At 69.4% G+C, this 17,227-nt stretch carries 19 protein-coding genes and 4 pseudogenes; 12 read left to right on the forward strand and 11 right to left on the reverse strand.

Features of this window, described 5'->3' with window-relative positions; genetic code table 11:
* Together tnpA and ACIQUT_RS37705 are read left to right on the forward strand one after the other, a co-directional pair.
* Positions 1-289: IS200/IS605 family transposase (gene tnpA, locus ACIQUT_RS37700; RefSeq protein WP_403569925.1), on the forward strand; the 289-nt coding region annotated here is incomplete at its 5' end.
* Between the two features lie 53 nt (positions 290-342).
* The gene (locus tag ACIQUT_RS37705) at positions 343-558 is read left to right on the forward strand and encodes a hypothetical protein (protein WP_403569927.1); all 216 of its coding nucleotides are present in this window, start codon (positions 343-345) and stop codon (positions 556-558) included.
* A gap of 65 nt (positions 559-623) precedes the next feature.
* Here the strand turns inward: ACIQUT_RS37705 and ACIQUT_RS37710 are convergent, their stop codons facing one another.
* The 4 genes from ACIQUT_RS37710 to ACIQUT_RS37725 form a co-directional block, all read right to left on the reverse strand.
* Positions 624-800: a hypothetical protein gene (locus ACIQUT_RS37710; RefSeq protein WP_403569928.1), complete on the reverse strand. Its 177-nt coding sequence runs from the start codon at positions 798-800 to the stop codon at positions 624-626.
* Between the two features lie 189 nt (positions 801-989).
* Positions 990-1,427 carry an NUDIX domain-containing protein gene (locus ACIQUT_RS37715; protein ID WP_403569930.1) on the reverse strand — a complete coding sequence of 146 codons (438 nt, stop codon included), beginning with the start codon at positions 1,425-1,427 and terminating at the stop codon, positions 990-992.
* A 28-nt stretch (positions 1,428-1,455) separates the two neighbouring features.
* A complete protein-coding gene (locus ACIQUT_RS37720) occupies positions 1,456-2,313 on the reverse strand; it encodes a hypothetical protein (RefSeq protein ID WP_403569932.1) in 858 nt (285 codons plus the stop codon).
* A gap of 706 nt (positions 2,314-3,019) precedes the next feature.
* On the reverse strand, positions 3,020-3,421 hold the full coding sequence (locus tag ACIQUT_RS37725; RefSeq protein WP_403570008.1) for a hypothetical protein: 402 nt from the start codon (positions 3,419-3,421) through the stop codon (positions 3,020-3,022).
* Here ACIQUT_RS37725 and ACIQUT_RS37730 point away from each other — a divergent pair.
* Positions 3,329-4,093: an IS5 family transposase gene (locus ACIQUT_RS37730; protein WP_403570006.1), complete on the forward strand. Its 765-nt coding sequence runs from the start codon at positions 3,329-3,331 to the stop codon at positions 4,091-4,093. The genes ACIQUT_RS37725 and ACIQUT_RS37730 overlap by 93 nt on opposite strands.
* Positions 4,094-4,276: 183 nt before the next feature.
* On the opposite strand, the gene ACIQUT_RS37735 is transcribed toward ACIQUT_RS37730, so the two are convergent.
* From ACIQUT_RS37735 to ACIQUT_RS37750, 4 genes are all read right to left on the reverse strand, one after another.
* Positions 4,277-4,540 (reverse strand): hypothetical protein, encoded by a 264-nt coding sequence (locus ACIQUT_RS37735; protein WP_403569934.1) that lies wholly within the window; start codon positions 4,538-4,540, stop codon positions 4,277-4,279.
* A gap of 107 nt (positions 4,541-4,647) precedes the next feature.
* Positions 4,648-5,631 carry a hypothetical protein gene (locus tag ACIQUT_RS37740; protein WP_403569936.1) on the reverse strand — a complete coding sequence of 328 codons (984 nt, stop codon included), beginning with the start codon at positions 5,629-5,631 and terminating at the stop codon, positions 4,648-4,650.
* A 39-nt stretch (positions 5,632-5,670) separates the two neighbouring features.
* Positions 5,671-5,937: a hypothetical protein gene (locus tag ACIQUT_RS37745; protein ID WP_403570010.1), complete on the reverse strand. Its 267-nt coding sequence runs from the start codon at positions 5,935-5,937 to the stop codon at positions 5,671-5,673.
* Positions 5,894-6,385, reverse strand: coding sequence for an SCP2 sterol-binding domain-containing protein (locus ACIQUT_RS37750; protein ID WP_403569938.1), 492 nt, complete (start codon positions 6,383-6,385; stop codon positions 5,894-5,896). The genes ACIQUT_RS37745 and ACIQUT_RS37750 overlap by 44 nt, the downstream gene beginning before the upstream one ends.
* Positions 6,386-6,537: 152 nt before the next feature.
* Between ACIQUT_RS37750 and ACIQUT_RS37755 the strand changes: the two are divergent.
* Positions 6,538-6,939 (forward strand): annotated as a pseudogene (locus ACIQUT_RS37755) (alpha/beta fold hydrolase); the annotation flags it as partial.
* Positions 6,940-7,294: 355 nt separating this feature from the next.
* Here ACIQUT_RS37755 and ACIQUT_RS37760 read toward each other — a convergent pair.
* Positions 7,295-7,771, reverse strand: a complete 477-nt coding sequence (locus tag ACIQUT_RS37760; protein ID WP_403569940.1) for a cupin domain-containing protein — start codon at positions 7,769-7,771, stop codon at positions 7,295-7,297.
* Between the two features lie 368 nt (positions 7,772-8,139).
* Between ACIQUT_RS37760 and ACIQUT_RS37765 the strand changes: the two are divergent.
* From ACIQUT_RS37765 to ACIQUT_RS37780, 4 genes and pseudogenes are all read left to right on the forward strand, one after another.
* A pseudogene (locus tag ACIQUT_RS37765) lies at positions 8,140-8,220 on the forward strand (hypothetical protein); the annotation flags it as partial.
* 52 nt (positions 8,221-8,272) lie between these two features.
* Positions 8,273-8,443, forward strand: a pseudogene (locus ACIQUT_RS37770) (iron chelate uptake ABC transporter family permease subunit); the annotation flags it as partial.
* 174 nt (positions 8,444-8,617) lie between these two features.
* Positions 8,618-8,914, forward strand: coding sequence for a hypothetical protein (locus ACIQUT_RS37775; protein ID WP_403570011.1), 297 nt, complete (start codon positions 8,618-8,620; stop codon positions 8,912-8,914).
* Between the two features lie 199 nt (positions 8,915-9,113).
* Positions 9,114-9,938: an alpha/beta fold hydrolase gene (locus ACIQUT_RS37780; protein ID WP_403569942.1), complete on the forward strand. Its 825-nt coding sequence runs from the start codon at positions 9,114-9,116 to the stop codon at positions 9,936-9,938.
* Between the two features lie 40 nt (positions 9,939-9,978).
* Here the strand turns inward: ACIQUT_RS37780 and ACIQUT_RS37785 are convergent.
* Positions 9,979-10,391: pseudogene (locus tag ACIQUT_RS37785) on the reverse strand (flotillin family protein); the annotation flags it as partial.
* Positions 10,392-10,429: 38 nt separating this feature from the next.
* On the opposite strand from ACIQUT_RS37785, the gene ACIQUT_RS37790 reads away from it, so the two are divergent.
* On the forward strand, positions 10,430-10,972 hold the full coding sequence (locus ACIQUT_RS37790) for a GNAT family N-acetyltransferase (RefSeq protein WP_403569944.1): 543 nt from the start codon (positions 10,430-10,432) through the stop codon (positions 10,970-10,972).
* Between the two features lie 166 nt (positions 10,973-11,138).
* Here ACIQUT_RS37790 and ACIQUT_RS37795 read toward each other — a convergent pair whose 3' ends face one another.
* Complete coding sequence (locus ACIQUT_RS37795; RefSeq protein ID WP_403569945.1) at positions 11,139-13,424, reverse strand: glycosyl hydrolase; 2,286 nt, start codon at positions 13,422-13,424, stop codon at positions 11,139-11,141.
* A gap of 372 nt (positions 13,425-13,796) precedes the next feature.
* On the opposite strand from ACIQUT_RS37795, the gene ACIQUT_RS37800 reads away from it, so the two are divergent.
* The 3 genes from ACIQUT_RS37800 to ACIQUT_RS37810 all read left to right on the forward strand — a co-directional run bounded on the left by ACIQUT_RS37800 (position 13,797) and on the right by ACIQUT_RS37810 (position 17,187).
* Positions 13,797-15,134 (forward strand): extracellular solute-binding protein, encoded by a 1,338-nt coding sequence (locus ACIQUT_RS37800; RefSeq protein WP_403569947.1) that lies wholly within the window; start codon positions 13,797-13,799, stop codon positions 15,132-15,134.
* A 191-nt stretch (positions 15,135-15,325) separates the two neighbouring features.
* On the forward strand, positions 15,326-16,288 hold the full coding sequence (locus ACIQUT_RS37805) for a carbohydrate ABC transporter permease (protein ID WP_403569948.1): 963 nt from the start codon (positions 15,326-15,328) through the stop codon (positions 16,286-16,288).
* Positions 16,285-17,187 (forward strand): carbohydrate ABC transporter permease, encoded by a 903-nt coding sequence (locus ACIQUT_RS37810; protein ID WP_403569950.1) that lies wholly within the window; start codon positions 16,285-16,287, stop codon positions 17,185-17,187. The genes ACIQUT_RS37805 and ACIQUT_RS37810 overlap by 4 nt, the downstream gene beginning before the upstream one ends.
* The last annotated feature ends 40 nt before the right edge of the window (positions 17,188-17,227 follow it).

Genomic DNA, 17,227 nt, shown 5'->3' on the forward strand with positions numbered 1-17,227 from the left:
CATGCGGGAGGTGCGCGGCAGCTTCGAGACGGAGCTGCGTGAGTTCAACGGTGAAGCCGACCACGTGCACCTGCTCGTGCACTACCCGCCGAAGGTCGCCCTGTCGAAGCTGATCAACTCGCTCAAGGGCGTCAGCTCCAGGTATCTGCGGGCGGAGTACACCGGCCGGATCAACCGGATCGGCATGGGCTCGGCGTTCTGGTCCCGCTCCTACTTCGCCGGGTCCTGCGGCGGCGCACCGCTGACCGTGATCCGCCAGTACATCGAAGGACAGAAGCGGCCCGTCTGACCGTCAACCCGGAGGCGCAGCGAACTCCGGCGCTCCGCGCCTCCGGGCCAAAGATGCGTTTCCCTCCCCGGCTGAAGCCGGGGATACCCACGCAAGATCAGGGATGGCGCGGGTTCGAGCGGTTCCTCGCCCCGTTCATGGAGCAGCTCACCAGGAAGGCCCTCGGCAATGCCGTCGAGCTCATGACCGAGGACGAGAGGGCCGAATTCGAGCGGCTGCTTGGCCTCATGATGGAGCCCCCTCGCTCCTTCGCCCCGTACACCTTCTGACCAACGCCGCCGGGGCCAACGCATTTCAGCGTTGGCCCCGGCGGCATGTCCGCATGTCCGTACGGCTACGCCTGCGCACTCCTGGCGTCGCGCCGCCGCGCCGTGTAGCGGAACAGGGCCCAGATCGCTGCGGCGTTGACCAGGGCGCTGACCAGGACCGCAGCGTGGAAGCCGAGTCCGACCACCAGTGCCAGGTACGCGCCGGGCACCCACATCTCAGCCTTCGACCAGCGCCGCACCATGACGTTCCCCGTTCCGTTCTGCTTCGTTCGACCTGCGCCCAGTCTCGAAGCTGCCGAGAACCGCCACCTGAGTACGCCTACTCATCCTGCTCGGCCCTGAGTACCTGGTCAGAGCCGTGCGCGGCAGGAATGCCGGGACACCGCGCATGTATCCCCATGTCCGGCACACGGCGCCGGAGGATTCCGCGACTAGACCACGACCCCAGCCCCGAGTCCGCCGGCACCGATGGCGTCCCGCACGGCGTGGGCGATCTCCTCGGGCTTGAGCTCGATGCCGTCGAGCCCCTCCACGGTCAACGGGATCTCTTCCAGCGCGTATTCGCCGCGACCTTCGGCGCTGAACTCGGGGCCGGTGCGGTCCTCGAAGGACCACGTCTCGATGCGGGCGAGGTAGAAGAGCTGACGCTCGCCGTCGGACTCCATCGTGTGCAGGAGGCGGACGATGTCGGCCTTCCCCGCGATCTCCTCGTGGATCTCCCGGTGGAGAGCGGCCTCGCGGGACTCGTCGCTCTCCTCAACCCCGCCCCCGGGCAGGACCCAGTACGTCGGGATTCCGGGCTTGGTGCGGCGGATGACCAGCATCGTGTCGTCAGCGGTGACGAGGACGGCGCGGACTCGTTCGACCATTTCGCTCTGTCTCCTTGTTTGTCGATCGTCAGGCTTGGGCCTGGGAGGGAACCACACGCGGAGGACGGACCCCGTTCAGCTCCTCCGCGCGCTGTCGCAGGAGCGGGGCCAACTCGACGTACCAGCCGCGGCCGACGGCCTGGAGCATCTCGGCGAGGGCGATCTGTTCGCCGATCCGGCCGGCGGGGGTGTCGAGGGCGTGGGCGAACTCGGCGCGGATGCGGTCGGCGACGGCGGGGACGCGGAGGCTGTTCACATAGAGCATCGCGGGGTCGTAGCCGACCGGGACGGCGCCCCAGCGCTCCCAGTCCAGGATGACGAGCGGGTCGTGGGTGAGGTTGGCCCACTGGAGGTCGGCGTGCCCGGTGACGCGCTCGGTGATGGCCGGCGCGGGGATGCCCAGGAACTCGGGGAAGACCCGGTCGGCCCAGGACTGCCGGATGGTCTCGCGCGGCGGTTCGGCGGCACTGAGGGCGTCCAGGCTCCCCCGAAGGGTCGCCCACCAGGAGTCCGGCAGGCCCGGGTCCACGGTGAGGTCGGGCGTCTCCGGGGAGATGACGGGCTGGGCGATGTAGTCGATCAGCTCGGCCTCGAAGACGCACTCCCCGCCGTTCCAGCGGTACAGGTCGTGAAGGTGGGGGCGGGAGACCTCGTCGGACACCCGCTCTTCGGCGAGGGCGATGCCCTCGTTCCGGGCGGCGGGAGTCTTGGATGCCTCACCGCAGTGGACGCGGAGCCAGTGGCCGCCTGCGGTGCGGCTGCCGATGGTGCGGCCCAGCCAGCCCCACGCCGCCGCCCCAGCCGTCGTGGTGGAGAACCGCGCGGCGGCGTGCACCAAGGCCCCCTCCATGCGGGCCCTGGTGGTCTCATCCTTGGGCGAGTACATCGGTGACCTTCCTGAGCTGACCCGGGTCGAGCGGGGAGGCGATGGCTTCCTTGGCAGCGCCCCAGCGGGCAGGGGTGCTGGCGGACAGCAGTACCACGTCGGCCCCGGCCATCCAGGGTAAGCACGATCGGCCGCGCCATGACGAGGCTGACCGGCTGCTGTACGGCACGGAGGTGATGTTCACCCGATCCGGCGGCGTCCTGCGCCAGCCCCAGCAGCTCGGGCACGGTGAAGGTGTCGTGCAAGAAGCCCGACCACGTGGCCACGCCGTAGCCGCCGATCCCGCCCAGGCCGGCGAACTCCTCCAGGACAGCGAACGCGTCGCGCAGCGCCACGTGCAGTTCAGCGCGTTCGAGAGGGGCGTGTTCGGGGTTGTGGACGAACACGAGGTCGGCCCGGCCGAGCGCGGCGAGGGACCGCTCGGTCTGCCAGCGGACGAAGAGGGGGTGGAGGCTGTGCCCGGTGGCCACCTGCGCCCAGGTGAGGAGCCCGGCCCGGACCGCGGCCTCGCCCTCCGCCCTGGTGAAGAATCCCGTCTTCGTGGCGACCTTGGCCTGGGGGTGACCGGCGATGACAGGGCCGATCCGCCGGTGGGCGTCCCCGTAGTTGGGGGCGGTGTCGATCCACACGGGGCCGTCGGCGCACGCGGTGCGCGCTGCCAGTTCGACAGTGCGCACCCGGTACGTCCCCAGGCCGAGGGAAGCGGTCACTGGGAGCCCCCGACGACCGCGACGGCCTGCCCGGCGACCAAAGCGGTGACGACTTCCGCCGCCTGTCCGAGGGTGAGGTCGGATGCGGCGGCCGGTTCCGCGAGGGTGACCGGCCCTCCGTCCGCGAGGAGGCTGAGGGCGGGGGCGACGGGGAGGGCGAAGGTCCACTCGTTCCCTGCGCCTGCGAACGTCACCGTCTGGTCGTCCGTCTCGATCCGGGCCCGGGGAACGGCGAGTCGGGCGGCGATCTCCGGCTCCGGCGGGATGGCGGTGAGGTGCGGCAGGGACAGGCGCGGGCGGCCGGGGTGCGTGGTGTCCAGCGACTTCTCCCGGCCCTGACAGCCTGGCGCCAGGCCCGGACCGCACGCGCACTCGCATTCGGCCGGCCACCCGAGCACGACCTGCGAGATCTTCTCGACGCAATCCTCTACGTCGACCGCACGGGCATCCCCTGGCGCTACCTCCCGCACGATTACCCACCCCACCAAACCGTCTACGCCTGCTTCGCCCGATGGCAACGAGACGGCGTGTTCGAGCAGCTCAACGGGCTTCTGCGTCGTCTGGTCCGCGCCAGCGAGGGCCGCGATCCGGAGCCGACGGCCTGCATCATCGACTCCCAGAGCGTCAAGACCTCCACCAACGCCCCCGCCACCACCCAGGGCGTGGACGTCGGGAAGAAGATCGCCGGCCGAAAGCGGAACATCGTCACCGACACGATCGGACTCCTGCTCACGGTCCTGGTCACCGCCGCCAGCGTCCAGGACAGCACCGCCGGCAGACAACTACTGACCAAGGTGGCTGCGGACCACCCGACCGTGCACAAGACCTGGGCCGACATGGGCTACAAGACAACCGTTGTCGAGCACGGCGCCAACCTCGGCATCGACGTCGAGATCGTCCGCCGCGACCCCACGACCAGGGGATTCGTGGTCCAGCCCCGCCGCTGGGTCGTCGAGCGAACCTTCGGCTGGCTCATGAACCACCGCCGCTCGGCCCGGGACTACGAAGCCCTCCCCGCCCGCTCCGAAGCCATGATCCACGTCGCAATGATCAACCTGATGACCCGCTGACTGACCGGCCAAACCACCCCGACCTGGCGCGGAACCTGACCCACAGATCAAGGATGAAACGCCCAGTAAGCCTGGTCCGGCTCGTCTTCGACGGGTTCGGCATATCTGCCCTTTTCAATCCGCCAACCTCGATACACGTGGCACAGATGGGTTTGCTGATGTTCGGCCTCACGACGGCCGGGTCTACGGCGTCGCTCTCAGTTCGATCGATTGGACCAGTGCACTCCCGTCTGGAGAGGCAATAACCAACTGGGTATTGCCGACTATGGCGTCTCTAAGTTGAGAAACCCAAATACTTTGACGGATTCGGGTGAAAGCCGAGGCATCGTCCAGGCCTGGAAACCACAGCACGAAAACCTCATCACGGCCATCCATTCGCCTGATTTGAGTAAAGGCGTAATCTTCGCCCACCAGCAGGCATCTCACGTTTCCGGTCGTAGTCGGCATGGTCCTCACATCCTCTCCCGGCGGCCCCGTTAGACCTCCTGGAACCCTTCAGGAGGCCCGCGATGCGATGAAAATCATCAGGCGCACGCTCTTTGAATCTCAACGATTCAGTGCAGCAGTGCGGCGGTGATGGCGACGAAGTCATGCATTCGAACGCCGCGTTCTAGGCTAATGTCAAGTTCGGCCAGCACCAACGCGATCTGGTTACATATGATGTGGCTGTCGGCGCCAGCAAAGACAAGTCCGATGATGCGGTTGGACTCATCCACGACCAAGCTGCCTGAGTCGCCACGCTCCCCAATGCCGAGGCCTCCCACAGCAATCTGGCCACGGAAGGAGAAGTGTCCAACGTCTCTTATCTCGACAGTGACATCTGCGTCGATCGCGGTTACAAGCCCGGCCGTTACCCCGGTACTACGACCCGATTTTCTCACGGTTGACCCAATAACCGGGAACCCGAGGCCAGAGATCGGCGCCAGCCCGAGCAGCTCGGGCAAGAGGAATCGAGCTCCTGTCAGGCGAGCAACAGCGGCATCCACCCGGTCGGTGAATGCCGTTCGGTGTAGTCGGGCCACCACATCTCCGGATGTAACCGTTTGGTTGTCCTCGTCCCCGGGCTGGGTGGCTAGATCATCGGCTTGGCATGTCGTGCGCCGGCAGAGTACGTGCCAGTTGCTGAGGATCATATCCTCGCCAGTAGCATTATCGAAGAAGGCTCCGCCGAGGGTGCCGGCGTTTCTGGGGTCTGACTCGCCAGGCGGTCTGTGGCCGATGCTGATCCCGCCAACTAGGGGATCACGTCTTTTGCGGTGGTCTTGCACGTCCAAGGACTTGAACTCGGCTTCAATGACGTCAACTGGGATCCCCTCGAGCTCGGCGGGGAGCCTGTCCTCGGTGCGCAGCTGGGTATCAGGGAGCTTGCGGCGAACATAAACAATGACGGCTATCTGGCCTGTAGGCCGGCCCCCGGTTTCTTTCAGTCCGACGCCGATTCCGGTCACGTTCGGGTATGAGCGAAGGCGATCGGCCGTCGCCTGCTTTACCTGGCGTGCCCGTGAGACCATGGCCTGATCCACTTCCCACTCGCTCACCGAGATCCCTCCTCGCCAGGTTGGGTGGATGATCGGGGGTCACGGCCCTGCCGTCAGCTCGACCGATTGGACGCTCCTACTGCCAACTGGATGACTGATGGTGGCCTGAAGGCCCTTGAGCATGGCAGCCCGGAGTTGAGAGACCCACATGCTGTAGTGGATGCTGTCAAAGGCCGATACTTCGTCTTCCCTGAAGCCCCACAACACGAAACGCCTTACCGCGCCGGTCGTCGTTTCTGTGATATCGGCGAAAGCCTGACCTTCACTCGCTATCAGGTTTGTCACGCTTCCGGTCGTCAGAGCCATGGTCCTCATTCCCTTCCTGCTGGCTCTCCCGGGCGGTCAGCCGTTCGGCCAGGTATCGCGCGACGCGCAGGTCGCCGATCACTCGCATCTTCCCCTGCCCAAACGCGTCCAGCGGGGCCAGCTCGCCCCGGGTGATACGCCGCCAGGTCTCCTCCCCCAGCAGGAGCTCGAGATCGGGACCGTGCACGAATCCGGGAATGACCTTGGCACCCTCCGGTCCGATTTCCAAAGACCAGGAACGGACTTCAGCGCCACGCGTGATCCCAAAGTGGACCCGAGCGTGGTGTGGAGAGTCATCGACTAGCCGGCCCAGTCGCTGAAACGACCGGTCAAGGTCCATCTCGTCCTCGGCGGCCAGTGTGGTCCAGGGAACACCACAAACCAGCAGGAAGTCGTGGCCTTGGAACCGAACAGGTGCAGACGCAGGTACGAGATTGTCCTGGGCCATGCCGTCCTCCCTATCACCAACGAAGGCACGGGGCAGCGGAGTCTGATGGTCAGATCCGGTGGCAGCGCACATTCCATTGCATCCGAGTCCGGCTCGCCTCGCCAGTCAGGGACTTCTGAGGTTGAATGGCTGGTGCCCTGCCCCGCGAGACACTCTTCGTCAGCCTGTTCGCCACCTTCGCTCCGAAGGCGCTGCGCCCCCGGCTCGCCAAGTGGCTGGACCAGCCGGTCATCGCCGTCCCCGAGATGCGCAAGTGGATCCAGCTCGGCGCCCGCGCGTACCGGATCCGCCGCCCCGCACCCCTGCCGCTCGCCGAGGACGCGCTGCGGTCCATCCGGACCCCGCTCTACGTCATCATGGGCAAGCACAGCCTGCTCGTGCACCCGAAGCGGCAGCTGGAGCGCGTCCCCAGGCTGGTTCCCGGAGCCCGTGCCGAGATCATCACCGCGACCGGCCACGGCCCGCAGATCGACCACCCCGACGTGGTCAACGCCCGGATGCTGTCCTTCATGGAGGACGTCGACTCCCTCAACCCCGCTGCGGCCGGCGCATAGGGCTACGACAGGGCAATACGGTGCCGGCGGCGCCCGCTCCGTGCCACACCGTGCCGGTAGAGGCGGTGAACAGCGGCAGCGGTCTGCACGGGGCTCGCAGTCGGAGCCGGGACGGGTCCGCTGCCGAACATTCCGGCAGGTCAGAGCGCATACACACGCCCAAGTGCCGGGTGATTCCCAAGCTTGTAGCGCGGGTTCGATTCCCGTCATCCGCTCCACGACAACGCCCCGGGTCAGCGACCTGGGGCTGGTTTGTTGTCCAGACCTATCAGGGCCCGCGTGCCATAAGTGGCTCCGCCGGGCCGCTCGGCTCGCCTCGGGGCCGGGAAGTAGTGTCGCGATACGCCCTCGCCGGTCAAGCGTGCTCGTCCGGCGGCTGCCGGGCGGGCTGGACCGACCAGCTTGCCGGCTCGTCGTCGCCCGAGTGCTCGTCGCGCTCCGCGTCGGCGGCTGTCACATGAATCTTGCCCGCCGCATGGTGGACCGGTGCGTACACGGCGTAGAGCTGCAGGGTCTCGTCACCGATGTTGGTGACGTTGTGCCAAGTGCCGGCCGGTACGAAGATGGCCCAGCCGTCCTCGACCTCCCGGTCGAAGTCGAGTCGATCCTTCGTACGGCCCATCTGGACGCGGCCCCGTCCTGCGTCGAGTCGTAGGAATTGGTCGGTCTCCGGGTGCGCCTCCAAGCCGATGTCCTCACCCACCGGGATCGACATGAGAGTCAACTGCAGGTACTTCCCCGACCAGGCGACCGCGCGGTAGTTCGTGTTCTCGAGCGTCGCCTTCTCCAGGTCGAAGCTTTGCGGTTCGGGCCCGATGTCCTTGGTGGTCATCCTTCTCTCCCGGTCGACGAAGGCGGTACGCGGTGGCGGTCCTGCGCCGGCCCGCGTCAACATTCTCAGAGCCCCGGGCCCTTCTGACCACACGTACACGAGCCGCTACCGCACACGAGTGACGCCGCGCGGATGGCCACCGCATCTCCCGTTGCCGCGGGGCGCCTCAAAGCGACACCTCCTGTGGCTGGTCGCACCATTGCGGGTCTGGCGTGGCCGTGCCCGGTTCTGCGGTGCCTCCGTCCGACAAGCGACGGCGGAACCACCCTGCTCGTCATCGGAGTCATGATCGGCTCGGCGGCCACCGCGGTGGTCGGGGTGATGCTCGTCTACGCCCGGCCCGACCCGAGCGCGCCCAGCAGTTCGTCATGTGGGGCTTGGGCAGCTTCAGCGCCACGGCCTGGCCCGACCTCCACGTCATGCTGTCCGTCATCGGCGCCGGCCTGCTGACCGCGCTGCCGGCGGCCAAACGTCTCAACGCCCTGCTGCTGGGCGAGGACTATGCCCGCACCATGGGGCCTGAACGTGGGGCGCAGCCGAGATCCGGTGCTGTTCGGCACCTCGCTGCCGGCGGGGGCGGCGACCGCGTTCTGCGGCCCTGTCGCCTTCCTGGGCCTGGCCGTCGCGCATCTGACCCGGGTGGCGCTGGGGACTTCCGACCACCGGGCGCTGATCCCCGCGTCGATGCTCGCGGGAATGTTCCTCGCGCCGGCCTGTGCCCTGCTGAGCCAGCCGCCCGGCACGGACTCCGTCCTGCCCGCTCAACGCCATCACCTCGCTGTTCGGCGCCCCCGTCGTCATCACGTTCCTGATCCGCAGCCGTCGCGGCGTACAAGGAGTGGCCTCGTGACCGACACCATGACCGAACCCGTCAAGGACACGGACGACGGACCGGACCGCCCCGGCGGCCTGGCCGCACTCGGGGGTCCCGCGATCGTGTCCAGGCGGGTTCGGCCCACGGCGGCGGCCACGGCCCCGGTCGGTCGGGGCCTCCGCCGTCGCCAGGGCGTGGAGCGCGACCTCGAACGGCGCGTGGGCGAGTCCGAGCGGCTGCAACCACTGCCTGCCGGTGCTCTGTTCGTACGCCCCGGCCGGCTCCGCGTATCCGCCCGGGTCGACCAGACGGTGGCCCCGGGCGCGTAGTACACCTGCCAGGGGAAGGTGCTCGATACGCAGGCGACGCCTTCCTTCTCGCAAGTATCCGCCACGGCGCCCCGTCACCGCCGGTGGGCCGGACCGGTGGTGTTTCGCCCGCCCAGGCCCACGGCGGTTGTGCGCGCCGGGCAAGCGGTGACTCAATGGCTCCGGCACAGGCCATCGCCGGCCGGTAAGGAGGAGGAGCATGTCCCAGGTCGAGGTGAACGGCGTCGAGCTCTTCTACGAGGTGGGCGGGGACGGCGATCCGCTGGTCCTGGTGCACGGCTCCTGGGGCGACCACAGCAACTGGGTTCCCGTCCTGCACGCCCTCGCGCTGCGACACCGGGTCCTCGTCTACGACCGGCGGGGGCACAGTCAGAGCGAACGGCCGCCGGGGCCCGGATCCCGGTTCGAGGACGAGGAGGACCTCGCGGCACTGATGGAAACCCTGGGGTTCGCGCCGGCGTACGTCGCGGGGAACTCCTTCGGCGCCTCGACCGTACTCGGCCTGGCCGCCCGGCGTCCCGAGCTCTTCCGTGCCCTCATCGCCCACGAACCGCCGCTCATGGGCATCGTGGCCGATGACGCCGAGCAGCGGCCGCTGATGGCGGCTGCCGAAGAAAGGATCGAATCCGTCCTCGGCCACTTGCGGGCGGGCGAGACCGTCGCAGGGGCACGCCAGTTCGTGGACGAGGTCGCCTTCGGGCCCGGGTCCTGGGAGCAGCTGCCGGACGAGCTCCGCGAGACGCTCGTGAGCAACGCCCCCACCTTCGCGGACGAGCAGGCCGACCCCGGTTGGGCCGACCTCGACCTCGATCGGCTCTCCGGCTACACCGGGCCCGCCCTGCTGACCAAGGGAACCGACAGCCCGCCCTGGTTCGCCGCCATCACCGCCCGGCTGTCCCGCGCACTGCCCCAGGCACAGACGCACACGTACGACGGGGCCGGACACGTCCCGCACGTCACCCACCCGGACGAGTACGCGAACCGCGTCACAACCTTCATCGAAACCAGTCGGCGCCCTTCCTGACCGCCGGACCCCACCGGTACAGGACTATCCTGGGCAGCCCCTGATCCACGACAAAGCCCCGGGTCAGCAACCTGGGGCTCGTTTGTACGCGGGCCGCCCGCTTGGCCTCGGCCTCCTGTTCGGCCTGGTAGCGGCGGGCGTCGGCGGGCTTGCGGACCTCGGTGTCGAGCTGGCGGTCGGTCAGCGCGGCCTGCGCCGCGCGGCGATCTTCTCCTGCTCGGCCGGGATCTGCTGCTGCCGGTCGGCGTCGGCCAGCGGCCCGGCGGCGTTGGCCTGGGCGGCGGCAGCGTCGGTCTCGGCCTTGATCTCGGCCTGGCGCAGGTACAGGGTGCGCTGCGCGACCGCGATCTCCTCCTGGGCCTTCAGGCGGGCCCGCTCGGCGGCCTGGCGGGCGTTGGCCTCGGCGATGTCGGCTTCCTGCTTGGCGCGGGCGGCCTCGGGGCGGCCGAGAGGCAGCTGGACAGGTCCCTGAAGTGCGCTTGACTGCGCGGATGAACATCAACTCGACGGAAGTAAGTCCGTCTGCAAGCCTGCAGGTCAGGCGTTTCCGCGACGGCGATTCGGTGGAGCAGCTCACTCTCCTGCTCCACCGCGCCTACGCAGACCACGCCGCTGCCGGGCGGGTCTTCTTCGCCTCCTACCAGTCTCCGCAGGACACGCAGCACCGCCTGAGCAAAGGCGAGTGCTGGGTCGCGATGGACGGAAACGTACTGGTCGGCACCGTCACCGTGTCAGCTCCACACACCACTCCGGCCGGATACCCAGCGCCGGCGGGAGGAGGCTCGTTCTGGCAACTGGCTGTCGAGCCATCGCAAAGAGGCACCGGCCTGGGACAACGACTGCTGGCTCTGGCAGAGTCACGCATTGCTGCTCTCGGATCGACACAGGTCGTCATCGATACCTCCTCGCAGGCAGCAGACCTCGTCGGCTGGTACCGCCGGCGAGGCTACGCGCCGATCGGCACGTGGCGGTGGGACGTCACCAATTACGACAGCATCGTCCTCATGAAGAAGCTGCCGCCAACAACTCCGTGATCGCCCGGACAAGTCCTAGCCAGCTGGTCAAGCCCCCTCGACGAACGCTTCCGCGGCCTGCTCGACAGTGGCGAGCAGCGGCCGGGACGGGCAACATCGGTGCGACCTTCCGGGCCGTGGCCAGATGGTCCCGTATCGGCCCACGCAGCGTGCCCTTCGGCACGTACTACGCCCGGCCGGTGCCGGTGCCGGTGCCGGTGGCGGTGGAGCGGGGCGGCACGGTCAGGGTCCGGCCGTCGGAGAAGGTGACGGTGCGGGGGGCGGAGCCGTGGTTGTGGGCGGCGTAGGTGCGGGTGCCGTTCCTGCTGAAGACCGCGGAGGTGGGGATGTCGCCGGTGACCGACGGGTCGGGGGCGCCAAGTGCGTTCAGGGCCGTGATCCAGTGGTGGGTGTGGGCTTTGGACTCGCCCGCCTCCGGGGTGTAGGCGGCGTTGCCCGCGTCCCACTTCGCCTTCGCGGCGGCCGGGTCGGCCAGTGACTGGAACTCCCAGAGGATGTCGCGCCATTCGGCTGCGGGGCCGCCGTTCTCGCGTTCCATCTCGGCGATGTTCCGCCGGATCGCGTCCTTGTGCCCGCCCAGGTGGAGCGATCCGCCGGTCACGGGAAGCACGTTGATGCCGTGGATCTCCTCGGGGTTGGCGGTCCACCAGGTGGCGTAGGCGGCGCCGCTGCCCCAGACCATGCCGGCGGTGTCGTGGGCGAAGGAGGCGGGGAAGACCTGCCCGTCGGCGTCGAACCAGTACTGGGCGATCGCCTCGCCCTCGGTGGCGAGCAGGTACGAGCCGAGGTCGCGCAGGCCGGTGTCGCCGGTGGCCGAGCCCCAGAGCACGAGGGCGGCGCTGAGGTTGGTCGATTCGGAGGACGATTCCTGGTTGTTGCCGGCGGCGAAGCCCTGGTGCCCGGAGGCCCAGCTGTGGCCGGCGTAGACGTCGAAGCCGCGCAGGAACGGGAAGGCGCCGTCGGTGCGGGAGGGGTTGGCGGTGTCGCGGATCAGGGTCTTGACCATGCCGCCCCAGGCGGAGTCGGCGGCCCAGCCGGAGTCGTACTGGGCGACGATCGCGGCCGCGTACACGTAGTAGCCGTAGTGGAAGTGGTGGTCGTTGAGCTCGGTGTCGCTGCCGTAGGAGGCCGGGTAGCCGGTGAGGGTCTTCCAGGTGCGGTCGTACGAGAACTCGTTCGCGCCGCCCGCGGTGAACCAGTCCTGGAGGCGGCCCTTGAGGAGGCCGAGGAGCCGGTCGCGGGTGGCGGTCTCGCCGATCTGCTCGGCGAGCGGCACGAGCTGGGCGAGCCGGCCGAGCGCCTTGCCGGTCCAGTACGTGTCCACGGCCCCGGAGAACGGGTCGGCGGCGTACGCGGCCTCGTTGAGGTGGCCGCGCAGCCTGGCCGCGTCGACGTCGTTCGGGCGGGGCAGGGCGGGGAGGACGGGGGCGGTCTTCTGGGCGGTGGTGAAGGCGGTGCCCTCGCGGACCTTCATGGTGCCGCGCGGCGATGCGTACGTGTAGGAGGTGAGGGGGTCGGCGGTGTGGAGCCACTGGTGCCGGTAGAGGGCCTGGAGGGTGCCGCGCTCGGCGCCTTCCTTGGGTTCGGTGGTGAGGGCGTAGGTGGCGCGTACGGTGCCGCCGGCGGCGCTCCAGTCGACCCGGGATCCGGTGACGAAGCTGAAGGCGTACTTCCGGTACGTCGCGAGCGCGTCGGTGGAGGGCAGGACGGCGACGGAGAAGTAGTTCCTGCCGCCGAGGGCGGCGCTGATCGTGGTGCCGGAGACGTTCCAGTCGGCGCCCGTCGGTGCGAAGAGGGCGTAGTGGTGGCCGGCGACGGTGATGCCGAGGACGTTGCCCTGGTCGGCGAAGACGGCGGGGGTGGCGGCGGTGGTGATCCGGGCGTCGCCGCCGGAGCCCTGGGCGTACACGAACGGGCTGCCGTGGCCGATGGTGGTGCGCAGGGTGCGGGCGCCGTCGGACCAGTAGGGGGTGACGGTCCAGTCGGACCAGGAATCGGCCTTGGTGTCGGGCGAGTTCAGTCCGGCGAGGCCGATGGTGAGGTCGCGTCGGTGGGCGAACTCGTACTGGCGGCCGTCCCCGACGACGGCGGGGTTCGTGGGGTAGCCGATGTCCAGGCCGCCGGCGACCGCCTGGTAGGTGAGGGGGTGGCCGTACATGGGGGTGGAGTACGGGTTGTCGCCGTAGCGCTGGAAGGCGAGCGAGGACCACCAGTCGTTGGTGGGGACCGGTTTGCCTGCGGCGGCGGGGGTGACCTTGGGGGTGACGGGCGTACCGGTGTTGGTGGTGGGGCCGGAGGTTCCGGCGGGGCGGGTGTCGGAGTGGCTTCCGGCGCCCACGGGGACGGTCGCGGCTGCCGCGGGGGCCGTGGCCGGGCCGAGCCCGACGGTGGCGGCCGCCAGGGCGGCGGCCAGGAGCAGCGGGGCGGCGCGGCGCGAGTGGGGGACGGGCATGGGGAACACCTCATGTCATCGCGGTGGAAAGGCGGCTCACCCGCGGCGAACCGGGTGGTGCCCGGTAGGCGCGGCGGTGTGCGGTCGTACGGGGCGGGGCCACACGTGGCGGCATCCGCACGCGGTGGCGTCCGCACGCGGTGGGTCGTGTCCGGGACTCGTACGCGAGAGCGCTCTCAACTGGCCGGAACCGTAAGACTCCCGAAACGCAGGTGTCAAGAGACCTCGCAACAACGGAAGTTGGGCCGATTCCGAGCCAATGCGCCTTCGACTCTTGACGGATCACACGTGCCGCGGGCACGCTCCCCTCGCTTGGTGAGAGCGCTCTCAGCGATGCGTTCTCGTTCGCCCCGGAGCCAAGGGAGGCTTCCCATGCCCACAGCCAGAACCGCCACGAGAAGCGCCAGGAGAACCGCCGAAAGAACCACCGGAAAAGCAGCCGTCCGCCTGGGGGCGGTCGCTCTTGCCGGGGCCCTCCTCGCCGCCTGCGGCGGTTCGCCGGGCGGCGCCTCCGACAGCGCGGACGGCAAGGTCACGATCACCGTGGACCTGTTCGGCTCCTTCGGCTACGAGGAAGCCGGGCTCTACGCCGAGTACGAGAAGCTGCACCCGGGCGTGACCGTCAAGCAGACCGACACCGAGGACGAGGCCGACTACTGGAAGTCGCTGCAGACCCGGCTGGCCGGCGGTGGCGGTCTCGCCGACGTCCAGGCCGTCGAGGTGGGCCGGATCGCCTCCGTCGCACAGCAGCAGAGCGGCAGGTTCGAGGACCTGCGCACGTACGGCGCGGGCGCGCTCAAGGGCGGTTTCGCCGAGGCCACGTGGGCGGCTGCCACGGGGAAGAACGGCGAGATCCTCGGCCTGGCCACCGACGTGGGGCCCGAGGCGATGTGCTTCCGCACCGACCTCTTCGCCCGGGCCGGTCTGCCCACCGACCGCGAGGAACTCGCGAAGAAGTGGTCGACGTGGGAGGGCTACCTGGAACTCGGCCGGCAGTACAAGGCCGCTGCCCCCGACAAGAGCGCGTGGCTCGACAGCGTCGGCAGCCTCTACTCGGTCATGATCGGCCAGCAGAAGGAGCGCTACCACGACGCCTCGGGCCGGCTGGTCTGGGAGACCAACCCGGCCCTGAAGGCCGCCTGGGAGGCGTCGGTCACGGCGGCGCAGAGCGGGCTGAGCGCGCGGCTGGACCAGTGGTCGCCGCAGTGGAACCAGGCCTTCGCCGCCGGTTCCTTCGCGACGCTCCCCTGCCCCGCCTGGATGCTCGGCTACATCAAGGGCCAGGCCGGTGAAGCCGGCAAGGGCAAGTGGGACGTCGCGAAGCTGCCCGCCGGTGCCGGCAACTGGGGCGGCTCGTACCTCGCCGTTCCGCGGGCCGCGCAGCACAAGAAGGAGGCGTACGAGCTGATCGCCTGGCTCACGGCGCCCGAGCAGCAGGCCAAGGTCTTCCGGAAGCAGGGCAACTTCCCGTCCGCGACCGGTGCCATCGCGCAGATCGCCGACGCCACCGACCCGTACTTCTCGGACGCCCCGATCGGCCGGATCTTCGGCGACGCCGCGAAGGCCGCGCCCGTCCAGGTCCTCGGCGTCCACGACCAGAACATCGCGCAGCAGATCACCAACGCCCTGGGCGAGGTGGAGCGCAAGGGCACGGCACCCGACCAGGCGTGGGCGAACGCCGGGAAGGGCGTGGCGAACACCACCGGCTGACCGGCTGCCGCCCCGTCCCGCGCCCGCACCACCCCCGGACTGCCCCCGCCCCGCGCCCGTACCGGCCCGGCATGCTCCCCCGCCCCGCCCGTGCCCCGCCCCGCGCCCGTACCGGCCCGGCATGCTCCCCCGCCCCGCCCGTGCCCCACCTCACCCCACCCGGGCACCGACTCCTCCCGAAGGGCCGCATCGTGACCCTGGCAGCACCCCTACGGCCGGCGTCGCCGCCCCGGCCGTCACCTCCCCGGCCGTCCCCCGTCCGGCGCGCGTGGCGCACGGTCTCCCCGTACGCCTACATCACCCCGTTCTTGGGCCTGTTCGCCGCCTTCGGGCTCTTCCCCCTGCTCTACACGGCGTTCGTGTCGCTGTACCGGGTGGAGCTGCAGGCACCCGGCGACATGCAGTGGCGCGGGCTCGGCAACTACACCGCGCTCCTCGGTGACGAGTTCTTCTGGACCTCGCTGCGCAACACGTTCACCATCGGGGTGCTCTCCACGGTCCCCCAGCTGGTGATGGCGCTCGGCCTCGCACACCTGCTCAACCACAGGCTGCGCGGTCGGACGCTCTTCCGGACGGTGATGCTGCTGCCGTACGCGACCTCGGTCGCCGCCGCCACGCTCGTCTTCGCCCAGCTCTACGGCCGCGACTTCGGGCTGGTCAACCACGCTCTCGGGCTCGTCGGCATCGGCCCCGTCGACTGGCAGACCGGCACGGTCGCCTCCCAGATCGCCGTCTCCTCCATCGTCATCTGGCGCTGGACCGGCTACAACGCGCTGATCTACCTGGCCGGCATGCAGTCCATCCCGCACGAGCTCTACGAGGCCGCCGAGATGGACGGGGCATCGCGCCTGCGGCAGTTCTTCCACGTCACCCTGCCCGGGCTGCGGCCGACGATCGTCTTCACGGTCGTCGTCTCCACCATCGGCGCGACCCAGCTGTTCGGCGAACCGCTCCTGTTCGAGGGATCCGTGTCCGGCGGCATCTCCCACCAGTACCAGACGCTGGGCCTCTACCTGTACGAGCAGGGCTGGGGCTTCTTCCACCTGGGCCGGGCGGCCGCCGTCGCCTGGGTGATGTTCCTGCTGATCCTGCTGGTCGTCGGCGTCAACGCCGTGATCGTGTACCGCCGCACCCGCGAGGAGGCCGACCGGTGACCGTCCTCGCCGATCCGCCGGTCGAACACCCGGCCCCCGGGCGGCGCGCCCGGGGCGGACGCCGCCGCTCCCGCGCCGGGCGCGCGATGCGGGGCGGGAAGCTCGCCCACGCGATCCTCGTCCTCGCCGTGCTCGTCTCGGCGTTCCCGTTCTACTGGACGATCGTCGCGGCCAGCCGCTCCAACGCCGACCTGGCCAAGGTGCCGCCGACACTCCTGCCCGGACCGAACCTGATGCGGAACTTCGAGGCGGTCGTGGAGGAGGCCGACATCGGCCGGGCGCTGCTCAACTCCCTCATCGTGTCGGGGTCGATCACCCTCGGCACCGTCCTGTGCTCCACCCTCGCCGGGTTCGCCTTCGCCAAACTACGCTTCCGCGGCCGCGGCGCCCTGCTCTCGGTCACGGTCGGCACCATGATGATCCCACCGCAGCTGGGCGTCATCCCGCTGTTCATGCTGATCGCCGAGCTCCAGTGGGTCAACCAGCTCCAGGCCGTCATCCTGCCGGGCCTCGTCTCCGCCTTCGGCGTGTTCTTCATGCGGCAGTACCTCGCCCAGTCCCTGCCGGACGAACTGATCGAAGCGGCCCGGGTCGACGGCGCCTCCACCGCCCGGATCTTCTGGTGGATCGTCGTCCCCGTCGCACGGCCCGGCATGGCCGTACTCGGCCTGCTCACCTTCATGGCCGCCTGGAACGACTTCTTCTGGCCCGTCGTCGCCCTGTCCTCCTCCGAGCCGACCGTCCAGGTCGCCCTGCGCCAGCTCGGCGGCGGCTACGTCAACGACCAGTCCGTCATCATGGCCGGCACCCTGCTCGGCACCCTGCCGGTGCTGCTGGTCTTCGGCCTGCTCGGCCGGCAGATCGTCGGCGGCATCATGCAGGGCGCGGTCAAGGGCTGACCGCCGCCTCCGCGCAGAAGCCCCCTCACCTCTCCCGCAC

It is taken from the genome of Streptomyces sp. NPDC090445, from assembly GCF_044769385.1.
GTDB lineage: Bacteria > Actinomycetota > Actinomycetes > Streptomycetales > Streptomycetaceae > Streptomyces.